Raw genomic sequence first — 18,382 nt, 5'->3', positions numbered from 1 at the left:
CGCATCCTCACTGTTCTCAGTTTTGAGAAAGGTATAGGCGGTGGCATTGTCTTGTCCATGGACACGGTCGACCTGTTTCTGCATCCCGCGCGGATGCGCATCGTGCATGCCATGTATGACGGGCGGGCGCGAACGACCTCCGACCTGTGCGCCCTGCTGCCGGACGTGTCGAAGGCCACCGTCTACCGGCACGTCGGCCTACTGGTTGCCGGCGGCATCCTCGCGGTGGAGGGCGAGGAGCGGATTCGCGGCGCGGTCGAGCGCCGGTACACGTTGTGCCGTGGCAAGACGGTGATCGACGCCGACACGGCCGCGTCGATGACGACCGATGACTACCGCCGGACCTTCGCGGTGGCCATGGCGACGCTGCAGGCGGAGTTCAATGTCTACCTCGATCGTGAGGGCGCGGACCCCATTCGCGACCTGATCAGCCTGCGCCAGCACGCGCTGTGGCTCAGCCGGGAGGAACTGCTCCGGATGATCGACGGTTTGCGCGACGTGCTGATGGCCCAGGCCGAGAACGAGCCCTCGCCGGAACGCTCGCGCCACCTGCTCAGCCTGACCCTGTTCCCCGGCGAGCCGCCACCCCCGCAGGCGTCGGGCGCGTAGCGTCGGAACCGGCGGACGGCCCGGCCGGTTCGCTCTCCCGCCGCGGCGGCGGAGAGGCAAGGGACGACTGGGAAGCTGTCCGTCATGACGGACGGGGCAAGTGGGGTCGAGGGTAGGCCGGTTCGCCCGGGCAAGTACTCGCGGGTCGAGCGCGAGAGACGGTTCCTGGCGGCCGGCCCCCCGGACCCGTCGGCGGTGACCGCCATTCGTGCCATCACCGACCGGTACGTGCACGGCACTCGGTTGCGGCTGCGGCGAGTGCACTTCGGGGACGGTCGCCGCGAGTTCAAGCTCACCCAGAAGATCCCCGTCCGTCGGCCCGGCGCCGTCCAGGGCCTGATCACGAACACGTATCTGTCGCCCGCCGAGTACGACGTGCTCGCCGCGCTGCCGGCCGCGGTGTTGTGCAAGACGCGTTTCGCCGTGCCCCCCTTGGGCGTCGATGTCTTCGAGGGCCGGCTTCGGGGCCTGGTGCTCGCGGAAGCCGAGTTCGGCACCGACGAGGAGGCGCGGTCGTTCGCGCCGCCCGGCGAATGCGTGGCGGAGGTCACCCACGACGTGCGTTTCACGGGCGGGCGCCTGGTCCGAGCCTCCCGCGACGAGTTGCTCCGGTGGTTGGCCGAGTACGGGATCCGTCCGGAAGGCTGACGTCGGCTGTGAAGCGGCGCCGTCGACGCCTCGCATGACAGCAGGGCGCGCCGGCGCGATCGGCGCGCGCCACCCGGGTTCGGGGGCACGACACGTGGATGGAGCAACTCGCCGCGTCGATCCGATGAGGGACTCGCGGCATGGTCTATATGTAACAGTATGTGATCATCCGGCCGCATTGGGTGGTTGTGAATCGTCGTCCCATCCGATGCGTGGAGCCGCACACATGCCGTCGACCGCCACGCATCCGAGCCCGCTCACGCCGGTGCGGCCCGCGTCGACGGCTCTCCTCGCGTTCATTCGCGGCTTCGGGCAGGTGGACCTGCAACCCGCCGTCGCCACCGGAGTCCTGTTCCTGGCCGCCCTGTGGGTCGCGGACTGGACGGTAGGGCTGTTCGCGGTCATCGGCACCGCCGTCTCGACCGCGACCGCCGCGGTCCTTGGCGTCGATCGCGGCGCCATCGCCCAGGGCCTGCACGGCTATTCGGGCTGTCTGACCGGCATCGCGCTGGTGACCTACCTGGGCAACCATCCCTCGACCTACCTCCTCGCCGTACTCGGCGCGATCCTCTGCCCGCTGCTCGGGGCGGCCCTGACGACGCTGCTCGGCCCGTACGGACTGACGCCGCTCACCGCGCCCTTTTGTCTCGTGTCCGGCGTGATGGTGCTCGGCGCACCGTCCTTCGATCGCATCTGGCACGGTTCGCCGGCCGCGCTCGCCGACACCACGGCGCGCGTCGACGTGCTGACCTGGGGCGACATCCGGCGGGCGTTCTTTTCGAACGTCTCGCAGATCTTCCTGGTCCAGGAGTGGCAGGTCGGCCTGATCATGCTGCTGGGACTGACCTTCGCGGGTCTGCGGGTGGTGGGATTCGCGGCCCTCGGCAGCATGGTCGGCATCCTCACCGCATGGGCGCTGGGAGCGCCGAACACGCTGATCGCCCAGGGCATCTACGGATACAACGCGGTCCTGGTCGCGATCGCGGTGGGTGCGGTCCTGCTGGCCGGGACCGTCCCGAACGGCCTGTACGCGCTCTTCGGCGCCGCCGCGGCCACCGGCCTGACCGCCGCGCTCACCACGCTGTTCAAGACCTTCGGCGGCCACACCTTCACGTGGCCCTTCATCCTCACCACGTGGGTGCTGATGGCGGCCGTGCCCGGGCTTCCCCGGCTTCGGCCCGCGCGTGCGCCCGCGCCTTCGGGCGATCCCGTCGCCGTCCCCGGCCCATCCCCCCTTCCGGAAAGGCACCCGCGATGAATCTGGCCCCTCGCGAGATCGACAAACTGCTCGTCTACGTCGTCGCCGATCTCGCCCGCAAACGACGCGAGCGCGGACTGCGGCTCAATTACGCGGAGTCCGTCGCGCTGATCACCGAGGCGATCCTGGAGGGCGCCCGCGACGGCAAGACCGTGGCCGACTGCATGGAACTGGGTCGGCACATCGTCGGCAAGAACGTCGCGATGCCGGGCGTACGCGAGATGCTCCCACTTCTACAGGTCGAGGCCACGTTCGTGGACGGCACCAAGCTGGTCTCGTGCCACGACCCCATCGGCGGTTGAGCCGGTGGCCGGCTCGGACCGGGTCGTCGCGGTGTGCGGGCACGAGGCCGACGCCGGCCGTGCGTTGCGCGCGATCCTGCCGCCCGGCGTGGACGCGGTGGCCGGTGGGCGCGCGCTGTATCGCCGCGTGAGCGAACTCGTGCGCGAGGGCGCGCGGGTGTGCGTGGTGCCGATGACCCTCGGACGTCAACCCGGCCTGGCCGCGGACGCCGCGCGCACGCTGCGCTCGCTCGCTCCCGGCCGCGGTGCGCGCGTCGTGTTGGCCGAGCCGTTCGCGACCTGTGTGCACCTCGTCGGGTGGCTGCGGGCGGCGGCCCGGCGCGCCCCCGCAGACGCGGCGCTGTTGATCACCGCGCCCGGCGGCGATCCGTACGAGGACGCCGAGTTGGCGCGCGTGGCCAGTCTGGTCCGGTGCCACGGCGGGCATCGCGTCGTCGAGGTCTCCTTCGTCGGCGGTGATCCCGATCCGGTCGAGGGGCTGCGTCGCTGTCGTCTGCTGGGCGCCGAGCGGGTGGCGGTGCTGCTGGCCGCCTTCGCCGCGCCGGACGTCGCGGCGATCCCGCGCGCGGTGTCGACGGGTCCGCTGCTTTCGCCGGCCGCGCTGGCGGAGGTGCTCGCGGCGCGCGTGGCCACCGCGTGGGCCCGGTACGACGCCGGCGACGCGGGCCTGACCGGCGCCCCGCTCGCCGATCACGACCACGGCCTCGCGCACAGCCACCGGCCCGGGCCCGGGCCCGACGGTCGCGGCGGTGACCACGACCACCCGTCCGCTCAAGGGCACGACCACCGCGTCCACCGCCACTTCCACCCCCACCCGGACCCGACCGCGCCGGTCGCCGGAGCCGCCCCGTCCCCGCCACCGGGCGCGGAGTTCCCGTTGCCCGCCGACACCAGGAGTACCGCATGAAACCCCGCCCGAGATACCTGTACGCCGACGACCCGATCGAGATCAACGCCGGTCGTCGCACGCTGAAGGTCACCGTGCGCAACACCGGCGATCGTGCCGTGCAGATCGGTTCGCACTACCACTTCTTCGAGGTCAACTCGGCGCTGTCCTTCGACCGAGGCCAAACCCTGGGCATGCACCTGAACATCGCCGCCGGTACGTCGATTCGGCTCGAACCCGGCGGCACCCGCGAGGTGGAACTGTGCGAGTACGCGGGCACCGGTCGCATCGTCGGCTTCAGCGGACTGCTCAACGGCAGCCTCGCGTCCCACCCGGTGCGGGTGGAGGCGGTGCGCAGGGCGATCGAGCTGGGCTTCGAAGGCGCCGAGGGTGTGGCGTCCCCGAAGAAGTCCGCCCCCGTCGACTCCGCTGCCGCGAAGACCCGTGCCGCGAAGCCCGGAGCCGGGCGCAAGGCTCCCGCGGCCGGCCGCAAGGCTCCCGCCGCCAAGAAGAAGAAGGGTTCCTGACCGATGCCCATCCTGACACGCAAACAGTACGCGGACCTGTTCGGCCCGACCGTGGGCGACCGCTTCCACCTCGCGGACACCAATCTGCTGGTCGAGGTGGAAAAGGACTTCAGCGAGGGCCAGTACGGCGACGAAGTCGTCTACGGCGGTGGCAAGTCCTTCCGCGACGGCATGTCCGCCGACCCGCAGGCCACCTCCGCCCAGGGCGCCCTGGACACGGTGATCACCAACGTCGTGCTGATCGACCCGATCGCGGGCATCGTCAAGTGCGACATCGGCATCAGAAACGGCATGATCGCCGGCATCGGCAAGTCCGGCAATCCGCAGACCCAGGACCGGGTCGACCCGAACCTGGTGATCGGCCCGGGCACCGAGGCCATCTCCGGCGAGCACCTGATCGCCACCCCCGGCGCGATCGACACCCACGTGCACCTGATCGCGCCGCAGCAGGCGGAGAACGCGCTGAGCAACGGCATCACCACCCTGATCGGCGGCGGCACCGGACCCACCGACGGCACCAACGGCACCACGTGCACACCGGGGCCGTACAACATCTCCCGCTTCCTCCAGGCGGTCGAGGACTGGCCGGTCAACGTCGGCATCCTCGGCAAGGGCAACGGCAGCCTGCCCGAGGCACTGAACGAGCAGATCGAGGCGGGCGCGTGCGGCCTGAAGGTGCACGAGGACTGGGGCGCGACCCCGGCCGTCGTGCGCAACTCCCTTGAAGTGGCCGACCGTTACGACGTGCAGGTCTCCATCCACACCGACACCCTCAACGAGGGTGGGTTCTTCGAGGACACCCGTTCGGCGATCGACGGCCGCACCATCCACACCTTCCACAGCGAGGGCGCGGGCGGCGGCCACGCCCCCGACATCATCCGGGTCGCCGGCGAGTCGAACGTACTGCCCGCGTCGACCAACCCGACGCTGCCGTACACCCGCAACTCGGTGGACGAACTCCTGGACATGGTGATGGTCTGCCACCACCTGAGCCACGAGATCCCCGAGGACGTCGCCTTCGCCGACAGCCGGGTGCGGGCCGAGACGATCGCGGCCGAGACCGTGCTGCACGACCTCGGGGTGATCAGCATCATCGCGTCCGACTCGCAGGCCATGGGCCGGGTCGGCGAATCGGTCACCCGCGCCTTCCAGATCGCCCACCACTGCAAGGACCAGCGCGGCAAACTGGCGGGCGACAGCGAGCGCAACGACAACCGGCGCGTGTTGCGGTACCTGGCCAAGGTCACCATCAACCCGGCCATCGCCACCGGCATCTCCGATCACGTCGGGTCGATCGAGAAGGGCAAACTCGCCGACATCGTGCTGTGGCCGATGCACTCCTTCGGCGCCAAGCCCAAGATGGTGATCAAGGGCGGCATCGTCTCGTGGGCCCGGATGGGCGACCCCAACGCGTCCCTGCCGACCCCGCAACCGGTGTACTACCGGCCGATGTTCGGCCGGCTCGGTCGCGCCCTGCAGGCCACCCACGTCACCTTCATGTCGAACGCGGCCATCGACAACGAGGTGCCGCAGCGGCTCGACCTCAAGCGGCAGATCAAACCGGTGTGCCGCACCCGCACCATCGGCAAGCACAACATGATCCGCAACGACGCCCTGCCACACATCGAGGTGGACCCCGAGACCTACCGGGTCACCCTCGACGGCGAGGTCGCCTCCATCGCGCCGGCGGCCGAACTGCCGTTGAATCAACTCTTCTTCCTGGCCTAGAGCGGATGTACACGGAGCAGGAGGGCGCGGCGGAGGGAAGCGCCCCACCCGCCGAGGCGCCCGGCCACGCGGGCCGCGGTCTCGATCCCCTGTTGGTGATCCTGCAACTGACCGACTCCGCGTTCCCGAGCGGCTTCTACACGCTCTCGCACAGCCTGGAGGGCTTCGCACAGGCCAAGGCCGTGGACCCGGACTCGCTGCCGGCACTGCTCGAGGACCTGCTGCGACACGGCGTCGGGCCCACGGACGCCACCGCCCTCGCGCTCGCGCACCGGGCCGCGGCGGCCGGGAACCGTGCGGACGTGATCGACGTCGACGAGCACCTGTACGCGACCAAGCTCAGCCGCGAGATGCGCCTGGCCTCGACCCGGACCGGGCGCCAACTCCTGGACCTGGCACAAGAGATCTTCGATCGACCGCAGATCGCCGACTACCACCGAGCGGTCACCGCCCGCGAGGCGATCGGAACCCAGGCCGTGGTCACCGGTGTCGTCTACGCCGCCACCGGGGTGGCGGTGCGGGCAGCCGTGGCCGCCGACCTGTTCGCGTACTGCGTCAGCTTCGCGGGCGCGGCGCTGCGCCTGCGGCTGACCGATCACCGCAGCACCCAGGCGCTGTTGCGGCACGTCGCGCCGGTGATCGAGGAGACCACCGAGCAGGCGCTGCGGCGCGACCGGGCCGATCTCGGGGCGAGCGTGTTCGCCTGCGACGTCATGTCCGGCCGGCACGAACGGGCCGAGGCACGCCTGTTCGCCAGTTGAGCAGCGCCCCCCGGCAGCACACCATCCCATCGCGAGAAGGGCACCACATGGACGACAACGTCTTTCGGATCGGCATCGGCGGCCCGGTCGGCTCGGGCAAGACCGCGCTGATCGAGGCACTGGTCCCGCTGATGATCGCGCGCGGCAACCACCCCGCGGTGATCACCAACGACATCTACACCCAGGAGGACGCCCAGCACGTGCGCCGCACCCTGGACGGCATCCTCGAACCGGGCAGGATCGTCGGGGTCGAGACCGGCGCCTGCCCGCACACCGCCGTGCGCGACGACCCGACGATGAACCTCGCGGCCGGCGCCGAGATGCTGGAGCGATTCCCCGACGTCGACACGCTGCTGTACGAGAGCGGCGGCGACAACCTCACCCTCACCTTCAGTCCGGCACTCGCCGACCTGTTCGTCTTCGTCCTCGACACCGCCGAGGGGGAGAAGATGCCGCGCAAACGCGGGCCCGGCATCACCGAATCCGACCTGCTGGTGATCAACAAGGTGGACATCGCACAGTACGTGCGCACCGACGTCGCGGTGATGGAGTCCGATGCGATTCGGGTCCGCGACGGCGCCCCCGTGATCCTCACCGACTGTCTCGGCGGTCGGGGCGTGCAGGACGTCGCCGACTTCCTGGAAGCGCGCCGCAAGGTACTGATCTGACGTGCGCACGGCACTCGACCGACTCGCGCCCCGGTACTACGAGACGCCCCGGGTGCCGGGCCCGATCGCGGCACTGGCGTCGGTTCCGGACACCCTGCCGGTCGGCTCGCCCGCCAAGGTCGGCATCCTCGACCTGGGCTTCGCGGTCCGCTCCGGGCGGACCGAACTGGTCGAGCGCTACCAGAAGTCGCCGCTGCAACTGATGCGACCGATGTGGTTCGACCCGCATCTGACCGACATGGCCTACGTGTTCGTGATGTCCACCGGCGGCGGCGTGGCCCAGGCCGACCGCTACCGGATGGACTTCGACTGCGGACCCGACACCAGGGTGCATGTGACGACCCAGTCGGCGACCAAGGTCTACCGGATGGAACACGACTACGCGACCCAGCGCGTGCACCTCACCGCGCGGGCCGGATCCTACGTCGAATATCTGCCCGACCCGATCATCCCCTTCGCGGACAGCCGCTTCTACCAACACACCGACGTCGTCGTCGAACCGGGCGCCACGGTGCTCCTGAGCGAGACGATCACCGCCGGCCGGCTGGCCCGGGGCGAACGGCACGCCTACCGCACCCTCGCCGGCGATCTGCGGATGCGCCGCCCCGACGGCCGATTGCTGGTGGTCGACACGCTGCGCCTGGAACCCGGTACGGCCGGTGTGCTCGGCCCCGGGGTCTTCGCCGGGCACGACCTCGTCCACACGCTGCACGTGGTCACCGATCGGGTGCCCCCCGAACGCATCGCGGACGCCCTGCACACCGCGTTGGCCGGCCAAGACCTGCGTTTCGGCGTCAGCACTCTGCCGCACGACTGCGGCGCGTGGCTGCGCCTGCTCGACCACTGCCCGATGCGCGTCGAAGCGGCCCGACTCGCCTCCTGGGACGCGGCCCGACGACTCCTGACCGGCGGACCCGCGCCGGACCTGCGCAAGTCCTGACCAAGAGGATTCCCATGTCGATCGACACCGCCCTCGCTCCGATGCCGGCCGGTTACGACTCCGGCGACACCGCGTGGTTGCTCGCCTCCACCGCGATGGTCCTGCTGATGACGCCGGGTCTGGCGTTCTTCTACGGCGGCATGGTGCGCACCAGGCACGTCCTGATGATGGTGAAGATGAGCTTCGCCGCGCTGTGCTTCGGCAGCATCCTGTGGTTCGCCGTCGGCTACTCCCTGGCGTTCGGGCCGGACGTCGGCGGTGCGGGGCTGATCGGCGATCTGGACCACTCGTTCATGCGCGGGATCGAGTTCAACACGCTCACCGGTCGAATCCCGACCTATGTGTACAGCACCTTCCAGATGGGCTTCGCGATCGTCACCGTCGCGCTGATCAGCGGGTCGATCGCGGACCGGGCCACGATGAAGGGTTGGCTCGTCTTCGTGGCCGTCTGGCTGCTGATCGTGTATGTGCCCGTCGCGCACTGGGTGTTCGACCCCGACGGGTGGATCGTCGAGCATCTGGGTGCGGTGGACTTCGCGGGTGGCCTGCCGGTCGAACTCAACTCCGGCGTGTCGGGCCTGGCGGTCACGTTGGCCCTGCGCACCCCGGCCGACCTCGCCCGTCGGGAGGAGCGTCCCAACAACATTCCGCTCGTGGTGATCGGCGTGGGCCTGTTGTGGTTCGGCTGGTTCGGCTTCAACGCCGGTTCGGCCCTCGGCGCACAGGGCACGGCCGCGACGGCGTTCCTGAACACGCAATTGGGTGCGGCCGGTGCGATGGTGACCTGGCCGCTGGTGGAGAAGTGGCGCACCGGGCGGGTCAGCACGGTCGGCGTGGTGTCCTCGGCGGTCGCGGGCATGGTCGCCATCACTCCGGCGTGCGGTGAGATCGATCCCTTCGCCGCCTTGATCACCGGCCTGGTCACCGGCTTCGTCTGCGCGTTCGCGATCACCTGGAAGTATCGCGTCGGCGTGGACGACACCCTGGACGTGGTGGGCGTGCACGGGGTCGGCGGCCTGATCGGCCTGATCATGGTCGGCCTGTTCGCGACCGCCCGGATCAGCGGCCACGAGGGCCTGTTCTACGGCGGCGGCCTCGCCCTGCTCGGCAAACAACTGGTGGCCATCGCGAGCGTGGCGGCCTTCTCCTTCCTCCTCACCTGGATCATCGCCAAGGCCATCGACGTCACGATCGGCTTCCGTGCCGTCCACCCGTACGAAGCCGTCCCCGGCGAAGCCGAGGAGCGCGCATACGACTTCCGCACCGCCGAACGCCTCGGCGCGCTCCTGCCCGACGGCCCCACCACCTCGGACCGCGAACTGGTCGAACAAATCCGCAGCCTCCTCCGCGCCCGCTACGACGACTGAGGCCCCGCGCACCCATGGCGGGCCCGAGCCGCCGGACCCGAGGAGCGCCCGCTCGGCCGCGAGGGACCGGGTGTCGCGTGGGGCGACGTCATGTCGTCGCGGAACAACTGCGCCGCCAATTCCCGCAGGGCCTTCGCGACGGCCTCGGTGTCGTCGGGATCGGGCGCCCCGGCGACTGCCTCGGCCAGGGCCGGGTGCGGTCGCGCGCCGTCCCCGTCGTGCGGGCCGTCGACGAATGCGAAGACGCAGGCGCGAGCGCGAGCCCAGGAGCAGTTCGCGCGACTCGGCATGCGCGAACCGCCGTCCATGGGGCCGTCCTGCGACACGCTGCTCGGCACGGTGTGGCGTTGGGCCCGAGGCCGTGCCGGGGAAGTGGCGTGGTCGGGTCACCCGGTGGGTTGTTGCATGGTGGAGCAGTGGATGCCGCCGCCGCCGGCCATCAGGCGGTCGACGTCGAGTTGCACGATGCTGCGTCCGGGGAACGCGGTGGCGAGGGTGGTGCGGGCCGCCTCGTCCTTGGGGCGGTCGCCGAACTGCGCGGTGATCACGGCGCCGTTGACGACGTGGAAGTTCAGGTAGGAGTCGACGAAGTCGCGTTCGGTGCTGCGGGGTTCGTCCGGGCCTTCGACGGTGGTCACGGTGAGGCGGCGGCCCCGGGCATCGGTCGCGGCGGACAGGATGGCGAGCTGCCGGCGGGCGTCCCGGGCCCAGATGTCGGTGCGGTCGGCCGGGGGGACCTGGACCATGACGACGCCGGGTCGGACGAAGCGCGCGGTCACGTCGATGTGATCATCGGTGATGTCCCGGCCCTTGACGCCGGGTACCCACAACATGGTGGTGGCGCCGTACGCGCGCAGTACGGCGGCCTCGATCCGCGCCTTGCTCAGGCCCCGGTTGCGGTTTGCGTTGACCAGGCTGCTCTCGGTGGCCATGACCGTGCCGTCGCCGTCGGTCTCGATCGCGCCGCCTTCGCCGACGAAGTCCGCGCGGCCGAAGGGCAGCTGCTCGTACTCGGCGACGTATTCGGCGACGCGGGCGTCGTTGCGGTGGGTCTGCTTGCGGCCCCAGCCGTTGAAGCCGAGCCCGAGCGCGTCGAGTCCGCCCGCGCCGTCGGTGCGGAACACCGGGCACGTGTCCCGCATCCACAGGTCGTCGGTGGGGATCTCGGCGGTGACGGTGACGCCGGGCCCGCAGCGCGCCCGCGCCTCGGCCGCGGCGCGCTCGTCGATCGCGCACATCACCACCGGCTCGAACGCGGCGACCGTTCGGGCGATCAGCGCGATGTCGGCCTGCACGCCCGCCAGTCGGCGGCCCCAGATGGAGCGGTCGGCCGGCCAGGACATCCACGTGCGCGCATGCGGGACGTGGTCGGCAGGCACGTGCCGGCGCGGCGCACCGTCGGCGGACGCCGGCGCCGGATCGGCGGACGTGGTTCCGGCGCCCATGACGGCGGCACCCCATTCGGCGGCTCGCCGCAGGATGCCGCGGTGGGGAGCGGGCTGTTCGGGCATACGGTTCTCCGATCCGGGCCCCGGTCCGCGCGGCGCGGGTTGTGGGCCGACGGGGGTGCCATTCCACGCGGGTGGCTCGTGGCGGCGGGTCCGGCGTGGGTCAGTCGCGCGGCTGCGGTCCCAGTTCCAGGGCCAGTGCGCCGCGAAGCAGGAAGCGGGCCCGATCCAGGGGGAGCGAGCCGGCCAGCCAGCGTTCGCTCAGGCCCTCGACCAGGGCGGTGAGCCGCTCGGCCGCGTCGGCCGCGACCACGGTCGGGGTGATGTCACCATTGTCCTGCCCGCGGCGGACCAGCGCCTCCGCGTCCCGTACCCACTGCGCGGTCGCCTCGCGGACCTGTAGGCCGAGTTCCGGCACGAAGATGGCGCTCGCCCGGAACTCTCCCCAGGCCGTGCTGTTCTCCATCACCTCCGGGGCGTCCTGGAGTTCGAGCAACAACATCTCCTCCAGGCGACCGCGCGGATCCAGATCCGGATCGCTGTCGGACCACGTGTAGCGCTCGGCGCGCTCGTTGATGAACTCCCAGGTGCGCTGCATGAGCCCGGCCCGGTCGCCGAAGTGGTAGTAGACCAGCCCGACGGACACACCGGCCTCGGCGGCCAGCTCCTCCACCCGCAGGCCGCGCACCCCTCGCCTGGCGATGAGCCCGGCGGCCGTTTCCAAGATCAATGACTGACGGCTCGACACGTTGGCACCCCACCGGGGTGGCGCCCGGCCGCCCCTTGTACTAACTGAATATTCAGTCATCATAGCGCGCGGGTGGTTCCGCGATCACCGTTCCGGCCCCGGCGATCACCGCTCCGGTCCCCGCGCATGCGTCTCGACCCGGTAGCCGGCGACCACGGTCGTGATGACGGCGACGGCGACGATCGCCTCCGCCCACAGGAACGCCGTGTAGTCCAGGATCGAGCCGATGGGCGGATTGCCGGGGGCGGTGTTGCGGAACGCGGCCAGCGCGAACAGCGTCGCGGCCATCCAGCCGAGGGCCGGCCACACCAACCCGCGGCGGCCGGTGACCAGGTACCGGGTGCCGATGACCACCGCGACGGCGAGTGCCCACATGGCCGCCATCATGAAGACGGCGAAGACCAGAACACTGTTGGAGCGGGCCAGGTCGACCGTCACGGCGGCGTCGTCGCCGGCGTCGGCCCGCACGCGGGCGCTGAACAGCGCGTCGTTGTCGGTGAGCGTCATCCGCACCGGAGCCGGCCGCCCGTCGTACAGGGCGGTGAACTCCAGGTCCGTGTCGTACGAGTCGAACGGGTAGTCGGTGACCGCTCCTCCGGCCAACGCGACCGGCAGGTCCGTCGTCGCGATCCGGGTGTGTGCACGGTAGGCCAGGTCGCCGCGCACCGCCGCCGAGGTCCGGACGACCAGGTCGCCGGCCGGGGACAGTCCGTCCGGGTCGGCCAGGCGTCCGCGCGGGACGACCGCGACCCGCAGGGTCAACTCCCGACTTGCCGCGTCCACGCGTTGTACGGACGCGTCGACGTCGACCCGGTCGGGCGCGCCGGACCCGACCACGTGGCGCTCGTCGAGGGCGAGCCGCTCACCGATTTGCAGCCACAGGCCCAGGCCGGCCGCGGCGCACACGCCGGCCGCCACCAGAGCGGGGCCCCACAGGCGGCGACGCGGCTTCGCGGAGTTCCCGGTCGGGCCCGTCCCTGCTCGGCGGTGCTCGCGGGGATCGGGTTCCGTCATCGCCCGGCCGGCGGGACGGCGGGCATGTCGTGCGTGGCGCAGTGGATGCCGCCGCCGCCCGAGGCGATCGTGTCGATGGACAGCGGCACCACCGTGCGGCCGGGGAAGTGGTCGCGCAGGATCTGCTGCGCACGGTCGTCGGCCTTGTCGTCGCCGAAGCGCGGCACGAACACCGCGCCGTTGGCGACGTAGAAGTTCGCGTACGTGGAGACGAAGCTGTCGCCGTGTCCGGCGATCAAGTCCGGGTCGGGCTGCGGGAGTTCCACGACGTCGAGGGGCTTGCCGCGGGCGTCGACGGCATTTGCCAGGACGGCCTGGGCCTGGTCGCTCGCGCGGGACCACGAGTCCGGCGGCGTCCCGGGAAACGCCCGGTCGAGCAGGACCGTGCCGGGGGTGGTGAAGCGAACCAGGCTGTCGACGTGCGCGTCGGTGATGTCCTCGCCCCGGACACCCGCGAACCAGACGACCCGGGTGACGCCCAGGGTCTGTTCGAGCTCGTCCTCGATCCGCTGCCGGGACTTGCCGGGGTTGCGGTTGTCGTTGACCACCGAACTCTCGGTCACCAGGAGGGTTCCCCGGCCGTCGGTCTCGAACGAACCGCCCTCGGCGACCAGTGGGGCGACCACGCGCGGGATGCCGTAGCGGGCGAGCAGTTCCCGGCCGACCTTCGCGTCGTTGTCGTGCGGCTGCTTGTTCCCCCAGCCGTTGAAGTTGAAGTCCACGCCGGTGAGCCTCCCGGCGTCCTCGACGAACACCGGGACCGTGTCGCGCGCCCACAGGTCGTCGACGGCGAGGGTGATCACCTCGACGCGTCCCCCACAGGCGCTGCGGGCCGCGTCCTCCTGGCCGGGGGAAGCCATCATGACGACCGGCTCGTACTCGGCGACGGCGCGGGCGATCCCGGCGATGTCCGCCCGCACCGGCCCCAGGTCGCTGCCCCAGATCGCCGCGGAGGAGGGCCACGACATGAACGTGCGCTCGTGGCGGTCCCACTCCGCACCGAACACGCGACCGCCGGCCGCGACGGACCCCGGCAACGGTGTGCCGGACGCCTGCCCGGTCGGCGCCGCGGTCGACGGCTCCGCCGCACCGGATCCGCCCGACTCCCCGCACGCGGCGGCGCCGGATCCGAGCACGGCCAGCCCGGCGAGCGACTTCAGCACGTCGCGGCGGGACGGGGAGGCGGGCATGGCGGCTCCGGACAGGGCTCGGCGGATGCGGCACCGCCGCCCCGGGGGATCTGGTCGGCGGCGTATACCCACAAATCGGGAACGGACCCCCGAACCGCCACGGGGCCGCGTCGGACCGGGTGACGGCCCCGCCGCGACCCGGGCCCTGCCCTGGTGGCGCCGCGCAGCCCGGCACCGCACCTCGCCGCACCGGAGAAACGGTCGAATGAAAAACCCCATGCGGCCACCCCTCCGGCACGGCCTCGGTCGACGCGGCCCGACGCGCCGGGATCCGTCGGACCGAGCCCGGCCGGGCGGGGCGCGTGGTGCCGGTGGTGCCGAAGGGTAAGGTGGCGAGCCATGGCCCACGACCGTCGTACCGTAATCATGGAAGCCGCGGCGCGGCTCATCGCCCGCCGTGGGGTCCGGGGCCTGCGCATCGAGGAACTGGCCGCCGAGGCCGGTGTGTCGAACGGGTTGATCTACTACCACTTCAAGGACCGCGCCGGAGTACTGCGCGCGACCCTGGAGTTCATCAACAATCGGGCCGAGCGGTACACGGCCGAACACGTCGCCGCGGAGCACCTGACGGACCCGCGCGCGGTGCTGGAGCAGACGCTGCTCCTGGAGTTCCAGGACACCGCGGAGGTGCGCGAGAACAGCACCGCGTGGGGCGAGTTGCGGGCAAGCGCGATGTTCGACGCCCTGTTGCGCGCCGAACTCGCCGAGGCCACCCGGGTATGGGACGGCGAGGTCGCCGGCCTGATCGCGGCGGTGCTGCCGGCGGTGCCCGCGAGCCTGGCGCTGGAGGCCGCCCAGCGGCTCACGGCGCTCCTCGAAGGGCTCAGCGGGCGCTGGCTGAGCGAGGGGCTGACCCTCGACCGGGCCCGCACGCTGATACTCGGCGCGATCGACGCCGAACTCTCCCGCCTCGGCCGCGCCTGAGGGGCCCTCCCAGGTGTCGGCCCGGGGGCTGCGCCCAGGGTCGCCCCGGGGGCCGCGCCGGGCGGTTGCGCACGCGGCAGGGATGGCGCCAACTCCCTTGCTTCATAAGCTCATTGGCGGGTAGACCGCGCCGATCCGCCGATCCGCCGACCCCGTCTGTACACCCCTGCGGCGCAGCGTGCGCCCGGCCGCCGTAGTGGCGCTGCCCGTCCGTGACCCCGTTCGAATCCGCCGCGGTCCAATCCGGTCCGCAGTCTTGACTGATTTTTCAGTCAGTGGAACAGTGTGGACACACCGGACCGGCCTACCCGCCCGCCGCACAACCCGTGGCGCGCGGCGTCACAGGCCGGTCCGGTGGTCACGGGGGCGTCGACGGACGCCGGGTGTCTGGTGCGCCCGGTGCCGTCGGCAACCCCGCGCACCCCGGTCTTCGTCCATCCGTGCCGCCGAACGGCGGAGCTATCACCCGACAGGGAGAGCCAGCCATGCATGGAGCGCGCAGCAACACCCCTCACTCCGATTCCGGGGCGATCGACGCAGGGCCCTCGCGCCGCCGAGTGCTCGGCGGAGCCCTGCTCGGAGCGACCGGCCTGGCGGTCGGCGGTCAGGCGGTCCTGGCCCCGGCCGCGCGGGCGGCGGCCGAGCGCGCCGCGGCGGCCCTGCGGATCCCGGCCGACGACGTCGCGCACGTCCGCACCTGGATGGCCTGGCCGACCAACTCCTCCATCTGGGGCCGTCAGCTCGGCGGCGTGCAGAACGACATCGCCTTGATCGCCCGGACGATCGCCCGGTTCGAACCGGTGATCATGTGTGCGCCGGACGCCGCCGGTGCGAGCGCCGCGCGCGCCAAGTGCGGCTCCACGGTCACCGTCATCAGCTCGATACCCGTCGACGACCTGTGGGCCCGCGACACCGCGCCGGTCTTTCGCACCGACGGCCAGGGCGGCCGCGACGCGGTCGGCCTCGGGTTCAACGGCTGGGGCAACAAGCAGACGCACGCCAAGGACGCCCGCGTAGCCGCGAACATCGCCGCGTACGACCGACTCGCCTTCACCCGAGCCGGGTTCACCGGCGAAGGCGGCGCCATCGAAACCGACGGGGACGGCACCGTCATGGCCACCGAGAGCAGCCTGGTCGACAACAACCGCAACCCCGGCATGACCAAGGCACAGGTCGAGCAGGCCGTCCTCGCCGCCTACGGCGCGAGCAAGATGATCTGGGTGCCCGGCATCAAGGGCCAGGACATCACCGACGACCACATCGACGCCACCTCGCGCTTCATCGGCCCCGGCGTCGTCATGGTGCAGGTCCCGCCCGCGAGCCGCACCGACATCTGGGCGAAGGACGCCCGCCGACAACTGGCGATCCTGTCCGCCGCGACGGACGCCCGCGGCCGCCGTCTCCAGGTCGTCCGCATCGACGGCCCGGACACCATCCGTTCGTCGAACCCCGACTTCGTCGACTCCTACGTCAACTTCCACGTGTGCAACGGCGGCGTGGTCATGTCCCAGTTCGGCGACCGCACCAAGGACGAGGCGGCCCGCCGGGTCGTCGCCGCCGCGTACCCCGGCCGCCAGGTGGTGCAACTCGACACCGACCGGATCGGCGGAGGCGGCGGCGGCATCCACTGCACCACGATGCAGGAGCCCGCGCCCTGACCGACCCCCTTCGCACCGCCCCGGGTGCCGGCCGTCCCCGGCACCAACCGCACCACCCCCACCCGGAGTTCCCCGTGTCCGCTGCCCTCCCCTCCCGTCGTGCCCTCCTGCGCGGCCTGCTCGCCGCCGGTGCCGTCGCCCTCGGCGCCACCGCCTGTACCGAGGACGCCGCGTCCGATCCACCCGGTCGGGGGACCGGCGCCGAAACTCCGGGTGGCGGGTCGGGCACACCCGCGAAACGGCGATTCGGCGCCGAATGGGACCGGCACGAGCGCACGTTCATGGCCTGGCCCGCCTCCGCCGGAATCTGGGGCACCGACCTGCCCGCGGTACGCCAGGACATCGCCCGGCTGGCCCGGGCGGTCGCCGAGTACGAGCCGGTCGTGGTCCTGGCCGGCGCAGACCAACAGGCCGCCGCGCAGAACGCCTGCGGTAGCGACACCGAGGTCCTGGCCATCCCCGTCGACGACCTGTGGGCGCGGGACATCGTCCCGGTGTTCGTCGAGGACGGCGGCGCGGTCACCGGCGTGGACTTCAACTTCAACGGCTGGGGGAACAAGCAACGGCACGGCAACGACGCCCGGGTCGCGCGCGGCGTCCTCACGCACTACGGCATCTCCCGCCGGCAAGCCCCCCTGGTCGCCGAAGGCGGCTCGTTCGAGACCGACGGCCGCGGCACACTGTTGGTCACCGAGAGCTCGGTGGTCAACGACAACCGCAACCGCGGCAAGAGCCGACAGCAGGTGGAGGACGAACTCAAGGAGACGCTCGGCGTCACGCGCGTCGTCTGGTTCGCGGGTGTCCGGGGCGAGGACATCACCGACGCGCACGTCGACTGCCTGGTCCGGTACACCGCGTCCGGCGCGGTCCTGCTGGACACCGCGTTCCCCGACAACCCCGCGGACTCCTGGTCGCGGGCCGGTGCCCAGGCCCGTTCCGTGCTCGAGAACGAGGTCGACGCACAGGGCAAACGATTTCGGGTCGTCGACCTCCCGCAACCCGATCCGGACCTGATCACCGGCCGCGGCGACGCCTTCGTCTCCAGCTACGCCAACTTCTATGTGGCCAACGGCGCGCTGTTCGTGCCGCGCTTCGGCGACAAGCGCGCGGACGACCGGGCGCAGCAGATCCTGCGCGAGCACTTCCCCGGCCGCGAGATCGTGCCGGTCCCGATCGACGCCATCGCCGCCGGCGGCGGCGGCATCCACTGCGCCACCCACGACCAACCGGCCGCGCCCGCGCCCAAGTAGGCGGCCGGGGAGCACCATCGGCCTGCCCCGCCCGGGGCGTGTCCTCGATCCACCACCGGGCACCGCGACGCCCGGCGTCCGCCCTGCGGCCCCCTCGCCGCGCTCGCACCGCGGCGCCCGGGGGATCCGAGACATGCCCCGGCACGCCCCGAACCACCAGGAGAGACCGTGCAGTTGACCCCGACCGAGCGCGACCGGCTGCTGTTGTTCAACGCAGCCGAACTCGCGCGCCGTCGGCAGGCCGCCGGGTTGCTGCTGAACATGCCCGAGGCGACCGCGCTGATCGCCGACACCGTATGCGAGGCGGCCCGCGCCGGGCACCGGCTCGCGGACGCCATCAAGGCCGGCCGGTGCGTACTCGGCCCGGACGACGTGCTGCCCGGCGTCCTCGACCTGGTCACCGAGGTCTACGTCGAAGCCGTCTTCCGGGAAGGAAACAGGCTCGCCGTGGTTATC

The 18,382-nt window shown here is 71.6% G+C and carries 19 protein-coding genes; 15 read left to right on the top strand and 4 right to left on the bottom strand.

Annotated features, from left to right (window positions below; all coding sequences use genetic code 11):
- Positions 1–57 precede the first annotated feature (57 nt).
- The 11 genes from ACFXMF_RS29790 (at position 58) to ACFXMF_RS29740 (ending at position 9,694) form a co-directional block, all read left to right on the top strand.
- Positions 58–609: a helix-turn-helix domain-containing protein gene (locus tag ACFXMF_RS29790; protein WP_379988535.1), complete on the top strand. Its 552-nt coding sequence runs from the start codon at positions 58–60 to the stop codon at positions 607–609.
- Positions 610–693: 84 nt separating this feature from the next.
- The gene (locus ACFXMF_RS29785) at positions 694–1,257 is read left to right on the top strand and encodes a hypothetical protein (protein WP_379988537.1); all 564 of its coding nucleotides are present in this window, start codon (positions 694–696) and stop codon (positions 1,255–1,257) included.
- A gap of 226 nt (positions 1,258–1,483) precedes the next feature.
- Entirely contained in the window at positions 1,484–2,515 is a 1,032-nt protein-coding gene (locus ACFXMF_RS29780) for an urea transporter (protein ID WP_379988538.1), read from the top strand.
- Positions 2,512–2,817, top strand: a complete 306-nt coding sequence (locus ACFXMF_RS29775; protein ID WP_360316102.1) for an urease subunit gamma — start codon at positions 2,512–2,514, stop codon at positions 2,815–2,817. Before ACFXMF_RS29780 ends, ACFXMF_RS29775 begins: the two co-directional genes overlap by 4 nt.
- A gap of 4 nt (positions 2,818–2,821) precedes the next feature.
- On the top strand, positions 2,822–3,724 hold the full coding sequence (locus ACFXMF_RS29770; RefSeq protein WP_379988539.1) for a cobalamin biosynthesis protein CbiX: 903 nt from the start codon (positions 2,822–2,824) through the stop codon (positions 3,722–3,724).
- On the top strand, positions 3,721–4,230 hold the full coding sequence (locus tag ACFXMF_RS29765) for an urease subunit beta (RefSeq protein WP_360316107.1): 510 nt from the start codon (positions 3,721–3,723) through the stop codon (positions 4,228–4,230). Before ACFXMF_RS29770 ends, ACFXMF_RS29765 begins: the two co-directional genes overlap by 4 nt.
- A gap of 3 nt (positions 4,231–4,233) precedes the next feature.
- Positions 4,234–5,958 carry an urease subunit alpha gene (gene ureC / locus ACFXMF_RS29760; RefSeq protein WP_360316109.1) on the top strand — a complete coding sequence of 575 codons (1,725 nt, stop codon included), beginning with the start codon at positions 4,234–4,236 and terminating at the stop codon, positions 5,956–5,958.
- 5 nt (positions 5,959–5,963) lie between these two features.
- Positions 5,964–6,719 carry an urease accessory protein UreF gene (locus ACFXMF_RS29755; RefSeq protein WP_379988541.1) on the top strand — a complete coding sequence of 252 codons (756 nt, stop codon included), beginning with the start codon at positions 5,964–5,966 and terminating at the stop codon, positions 6,717–6,719.
- A gap of 47 nt (positions 6,720–6,766) precedes the next feature.
- Positions 6,767–7,387 carry an urease accessory protein UreG gene (ureG, locus tag ACFXMF_RS29750; protein ID WP_360316114.1) on the top strand — a complete coding sequence of 207 codons (621 nt, stop codon included), beginning with the start codon at positions 6,767–6,769 and terminating at the stop codon, positions 7,385–7,387.
- 1 nt (position 7,388) lies between these two features.
- Complete coding sequence (locus tag ACFXMF_RS29745) at positions 7,389–8,327, top strand: urease accessory protein UreD (protein WP_360316117.1); 939 nt, start codon at positions 7,389–7,391, stop codon at positions 8,325–8,327.
- 20 nt (positions 8,328–8,347) lie between these two features.
- Entirely contained in the window at positions 8,348–9,694 is a 1,347-nt protein-coding gene (locus tag ACFXMF_RS29740; protein WP_379988553.1) for an ammonium transporter, read from the top strand.
- A 386-nt stretch (positions 9,695–10,080) separates the two neighbouring features.
- Here ACFXMF_RS29740 and ACFXMF_RS29735 read toward each other — a convergent pair whose 3' ends face one another.
- The 4 genes from ACFXMF_RS29735 to ACFXMF_RS29720 form a co-directional block, all read right to left on the bottom strand.
- Positions 10,081–11,205 (bottom strand): agmatine/peptidylarginine deiminase, encoded by a 1,125-nt coding sequence (locus tag ACFXMF_RS29735; protein ID WP_379988542.1) that lies wholly within the window; start codon positions 11,203–11,205, stop codon positions 10,081–10,083.
- Positions 11,206–11,305: 100 nt separating this feature from the next.
- A complete protein-coding gene (locus tag ACFXMF_RS29730) occupies positions 11,306–11,890 on the bottom strand; it encodes a TetR/AcrR family transcriptional regulator (protein ID WP_360316122.1) in 585 nt (194 codons plus the stop codon).
- Positions 11,891–11,995: 105 nt separating this feature from the next.
- Positions 11,996–12,904 carry a DUF4436 family protein gene (locus tag ACFXMF_RS29725; protein ID WP_379988543.1) on the bottom strand — a complete coding sequence of 303 codons (909 nt, stop codon included), beginning with the start codon at positions 12,902–12,904 and terminating at the stop codon, positions 11,996–11,998.
- Complete coding sequence (locus tag ACFXMF_RS29720; RefSeq protein ID WP_379988544.1) at positions 12,901–14,094, bottom strand: agmatine/peptidylarginine deiminase; 1,194 nt, start codon at positions 14,092–14,094, stop codon at positions 12,901–12,903. Before ACFXMF_RS29720 ends, ACFXMF_RS29725 begins: the two co-directional genes overlap by 4 nt.
- Positions 14,095–14,433: 339 nt before the next feature.
- Between ACFXMF_RS29720 and ACFXMF_RS29715 the strand changes: the two genes are divergently transcribed.
- The 4 genes from ACFXMF_RS29715 to ureA all read left to right on the top strand — a co-directional run.
- The gene (locus ACFXMF_RS29715) at positions 14,434–15,018 is read left to right on the top strand and encodes a TetR/AcrR family transcriptional regulator (protein ID WP_360316131.1); all 585 of its coding nucleotides are present in this window, start codon (positions 14,434–14,436) and stop codon (positions 15,016–15,018) included.
- A 485-nt stretch (positions 15,019–15,503) separates the two neighbouring features.
- Complete coding sequence (locus tag ACFXMF_RS29710; protein WP_379988545.1) at positions 15,504–16,676, top strand: agmatine/peptidylarginine deiminase; 1,173 nt, start codon at positions 15,504–15,506, stop codon at positions 16,674–16,676.
- A 74-nt stretch (positions 16,677–16,750) separates the two neighbouring features.
- Complete coding sequence (locus ACFXMF_RS29705; protein ID WP_360316137.1) at positions 16,751–17,926, top strand: agmatine deiminase family protein; 1,176 nt, start codon at positions 16,751–16,753, stop codon at positions 17,924–17,926.
- A gap of 168 nt (positions 17,927–18,094) precedes the next feature.
- The coding region (gene ureA / locus ACFXMF_RS29700; RefSeq protein WP_380020853.1) for an urease subunit gamma at positions 18,095–18,382 on the top strand (288 nt) is incomplete at its 3' end.

The sequence above is a fragment of the Embleya sp. NPDC059213 genome, assembly GCF_042754445.1.
Classification (GTDB): Bacteria; Actinomycetota; Actinomycetes; order Streptomycetales; family Streptomycetaceae; genus Embleya.
This window is presented reverse-complemented; position numbering and strand designations above follow the sequence as displayed.

Coding starts and splice junctions, on each gene's coding strand:
- ACFXMF_RS29715 (WP_360316131.1), top strand. CDS start 14,434: ATGGCCCACGACCGTCGTACCGTAATCATGGAAGCCGCGGCGCGGCTC.
- ACFXMF_RS29735 (WP_379988542.1), bottom strand. CDS start 11,205: ATGCCCGAACAGCCCGCTCCCCACCGCGGCATCCTGCGGCGAGCCGCC.
- ACFXMF_RS29720 (WP_379988544.1), bottom strand. CDS start 14,094: ATGCCCGCCTCCCCGTCCCGCCGCGACGTGCTGAAGTCGCTCGCCGGG.
- ACFXMF_RS29780 (WP_379988538.1), top strand. CDS start 1,484: ATGCCGTCGACCGCCACGCATCCGAGCCCGCTCACGCCGGTGCGGCCC.
- ACFXMF_RS29785 (WP_379988537.1), top strand. CDS start 694: ATGACGGACGGGGCAAGTGGGGTCGAGGGTAGGCCGGTTCGCCCGGGC.
- ACFXMF_RS29725 (WP_379988543.1), bottom strand. CDS start 12,904: ATGACGGAACCCGATCCCCGCGAGCACCGCCGAGCAGGGACGGGCCCG.
- ureC (WP_360316109.1), top strand. CDS start 4,234: ATGCCCATCCTGACACGCAAACAGTACGCGGACCTGTTCGGCCCGACC.
- ACFXMF_RS29755 (WP_379988541.1), top strand. CDS start 5,964: ATGTACACGGAGCAGGAGGGCGCGGCGGAGGGAAGCGCCCCACCCGCC.
- ACFXMF_RS29765 (WP_360316107.1), top strand. CDS start 3,721: ATGAAACCCCGCCCGAGATACCTGTACGCCGACGACCCGATCGAGATC.
- ACFXMF_RS29790 (WP_379988535.1), top strand. CDS start 58: ATGGACACGGTCGACCTGTTTCTGCATCCCGCGCGGATGCGCATCGTG.
- ACFXMF_RS29775 (WP_360316102.1), top strand. CDS start 2,512: ATGAATCTGGCCCCTCGCGAGATCGACAAACTGCTCGTCTACGTCGTC.
- ureG (WP_360316114.1), top strand. CDS start 6,767: ATGGACGACAACGTCTTTCGGATCGGCATCGGCGGCCCGGTCGGCTCG.
- ACFXMF_RS29710 (WP_379988545.1), top strand. CDS start 15,504: ATGCATGGAGCGCGCAGCAACACCCCTCACTCCGATTCCGGGGCGATC.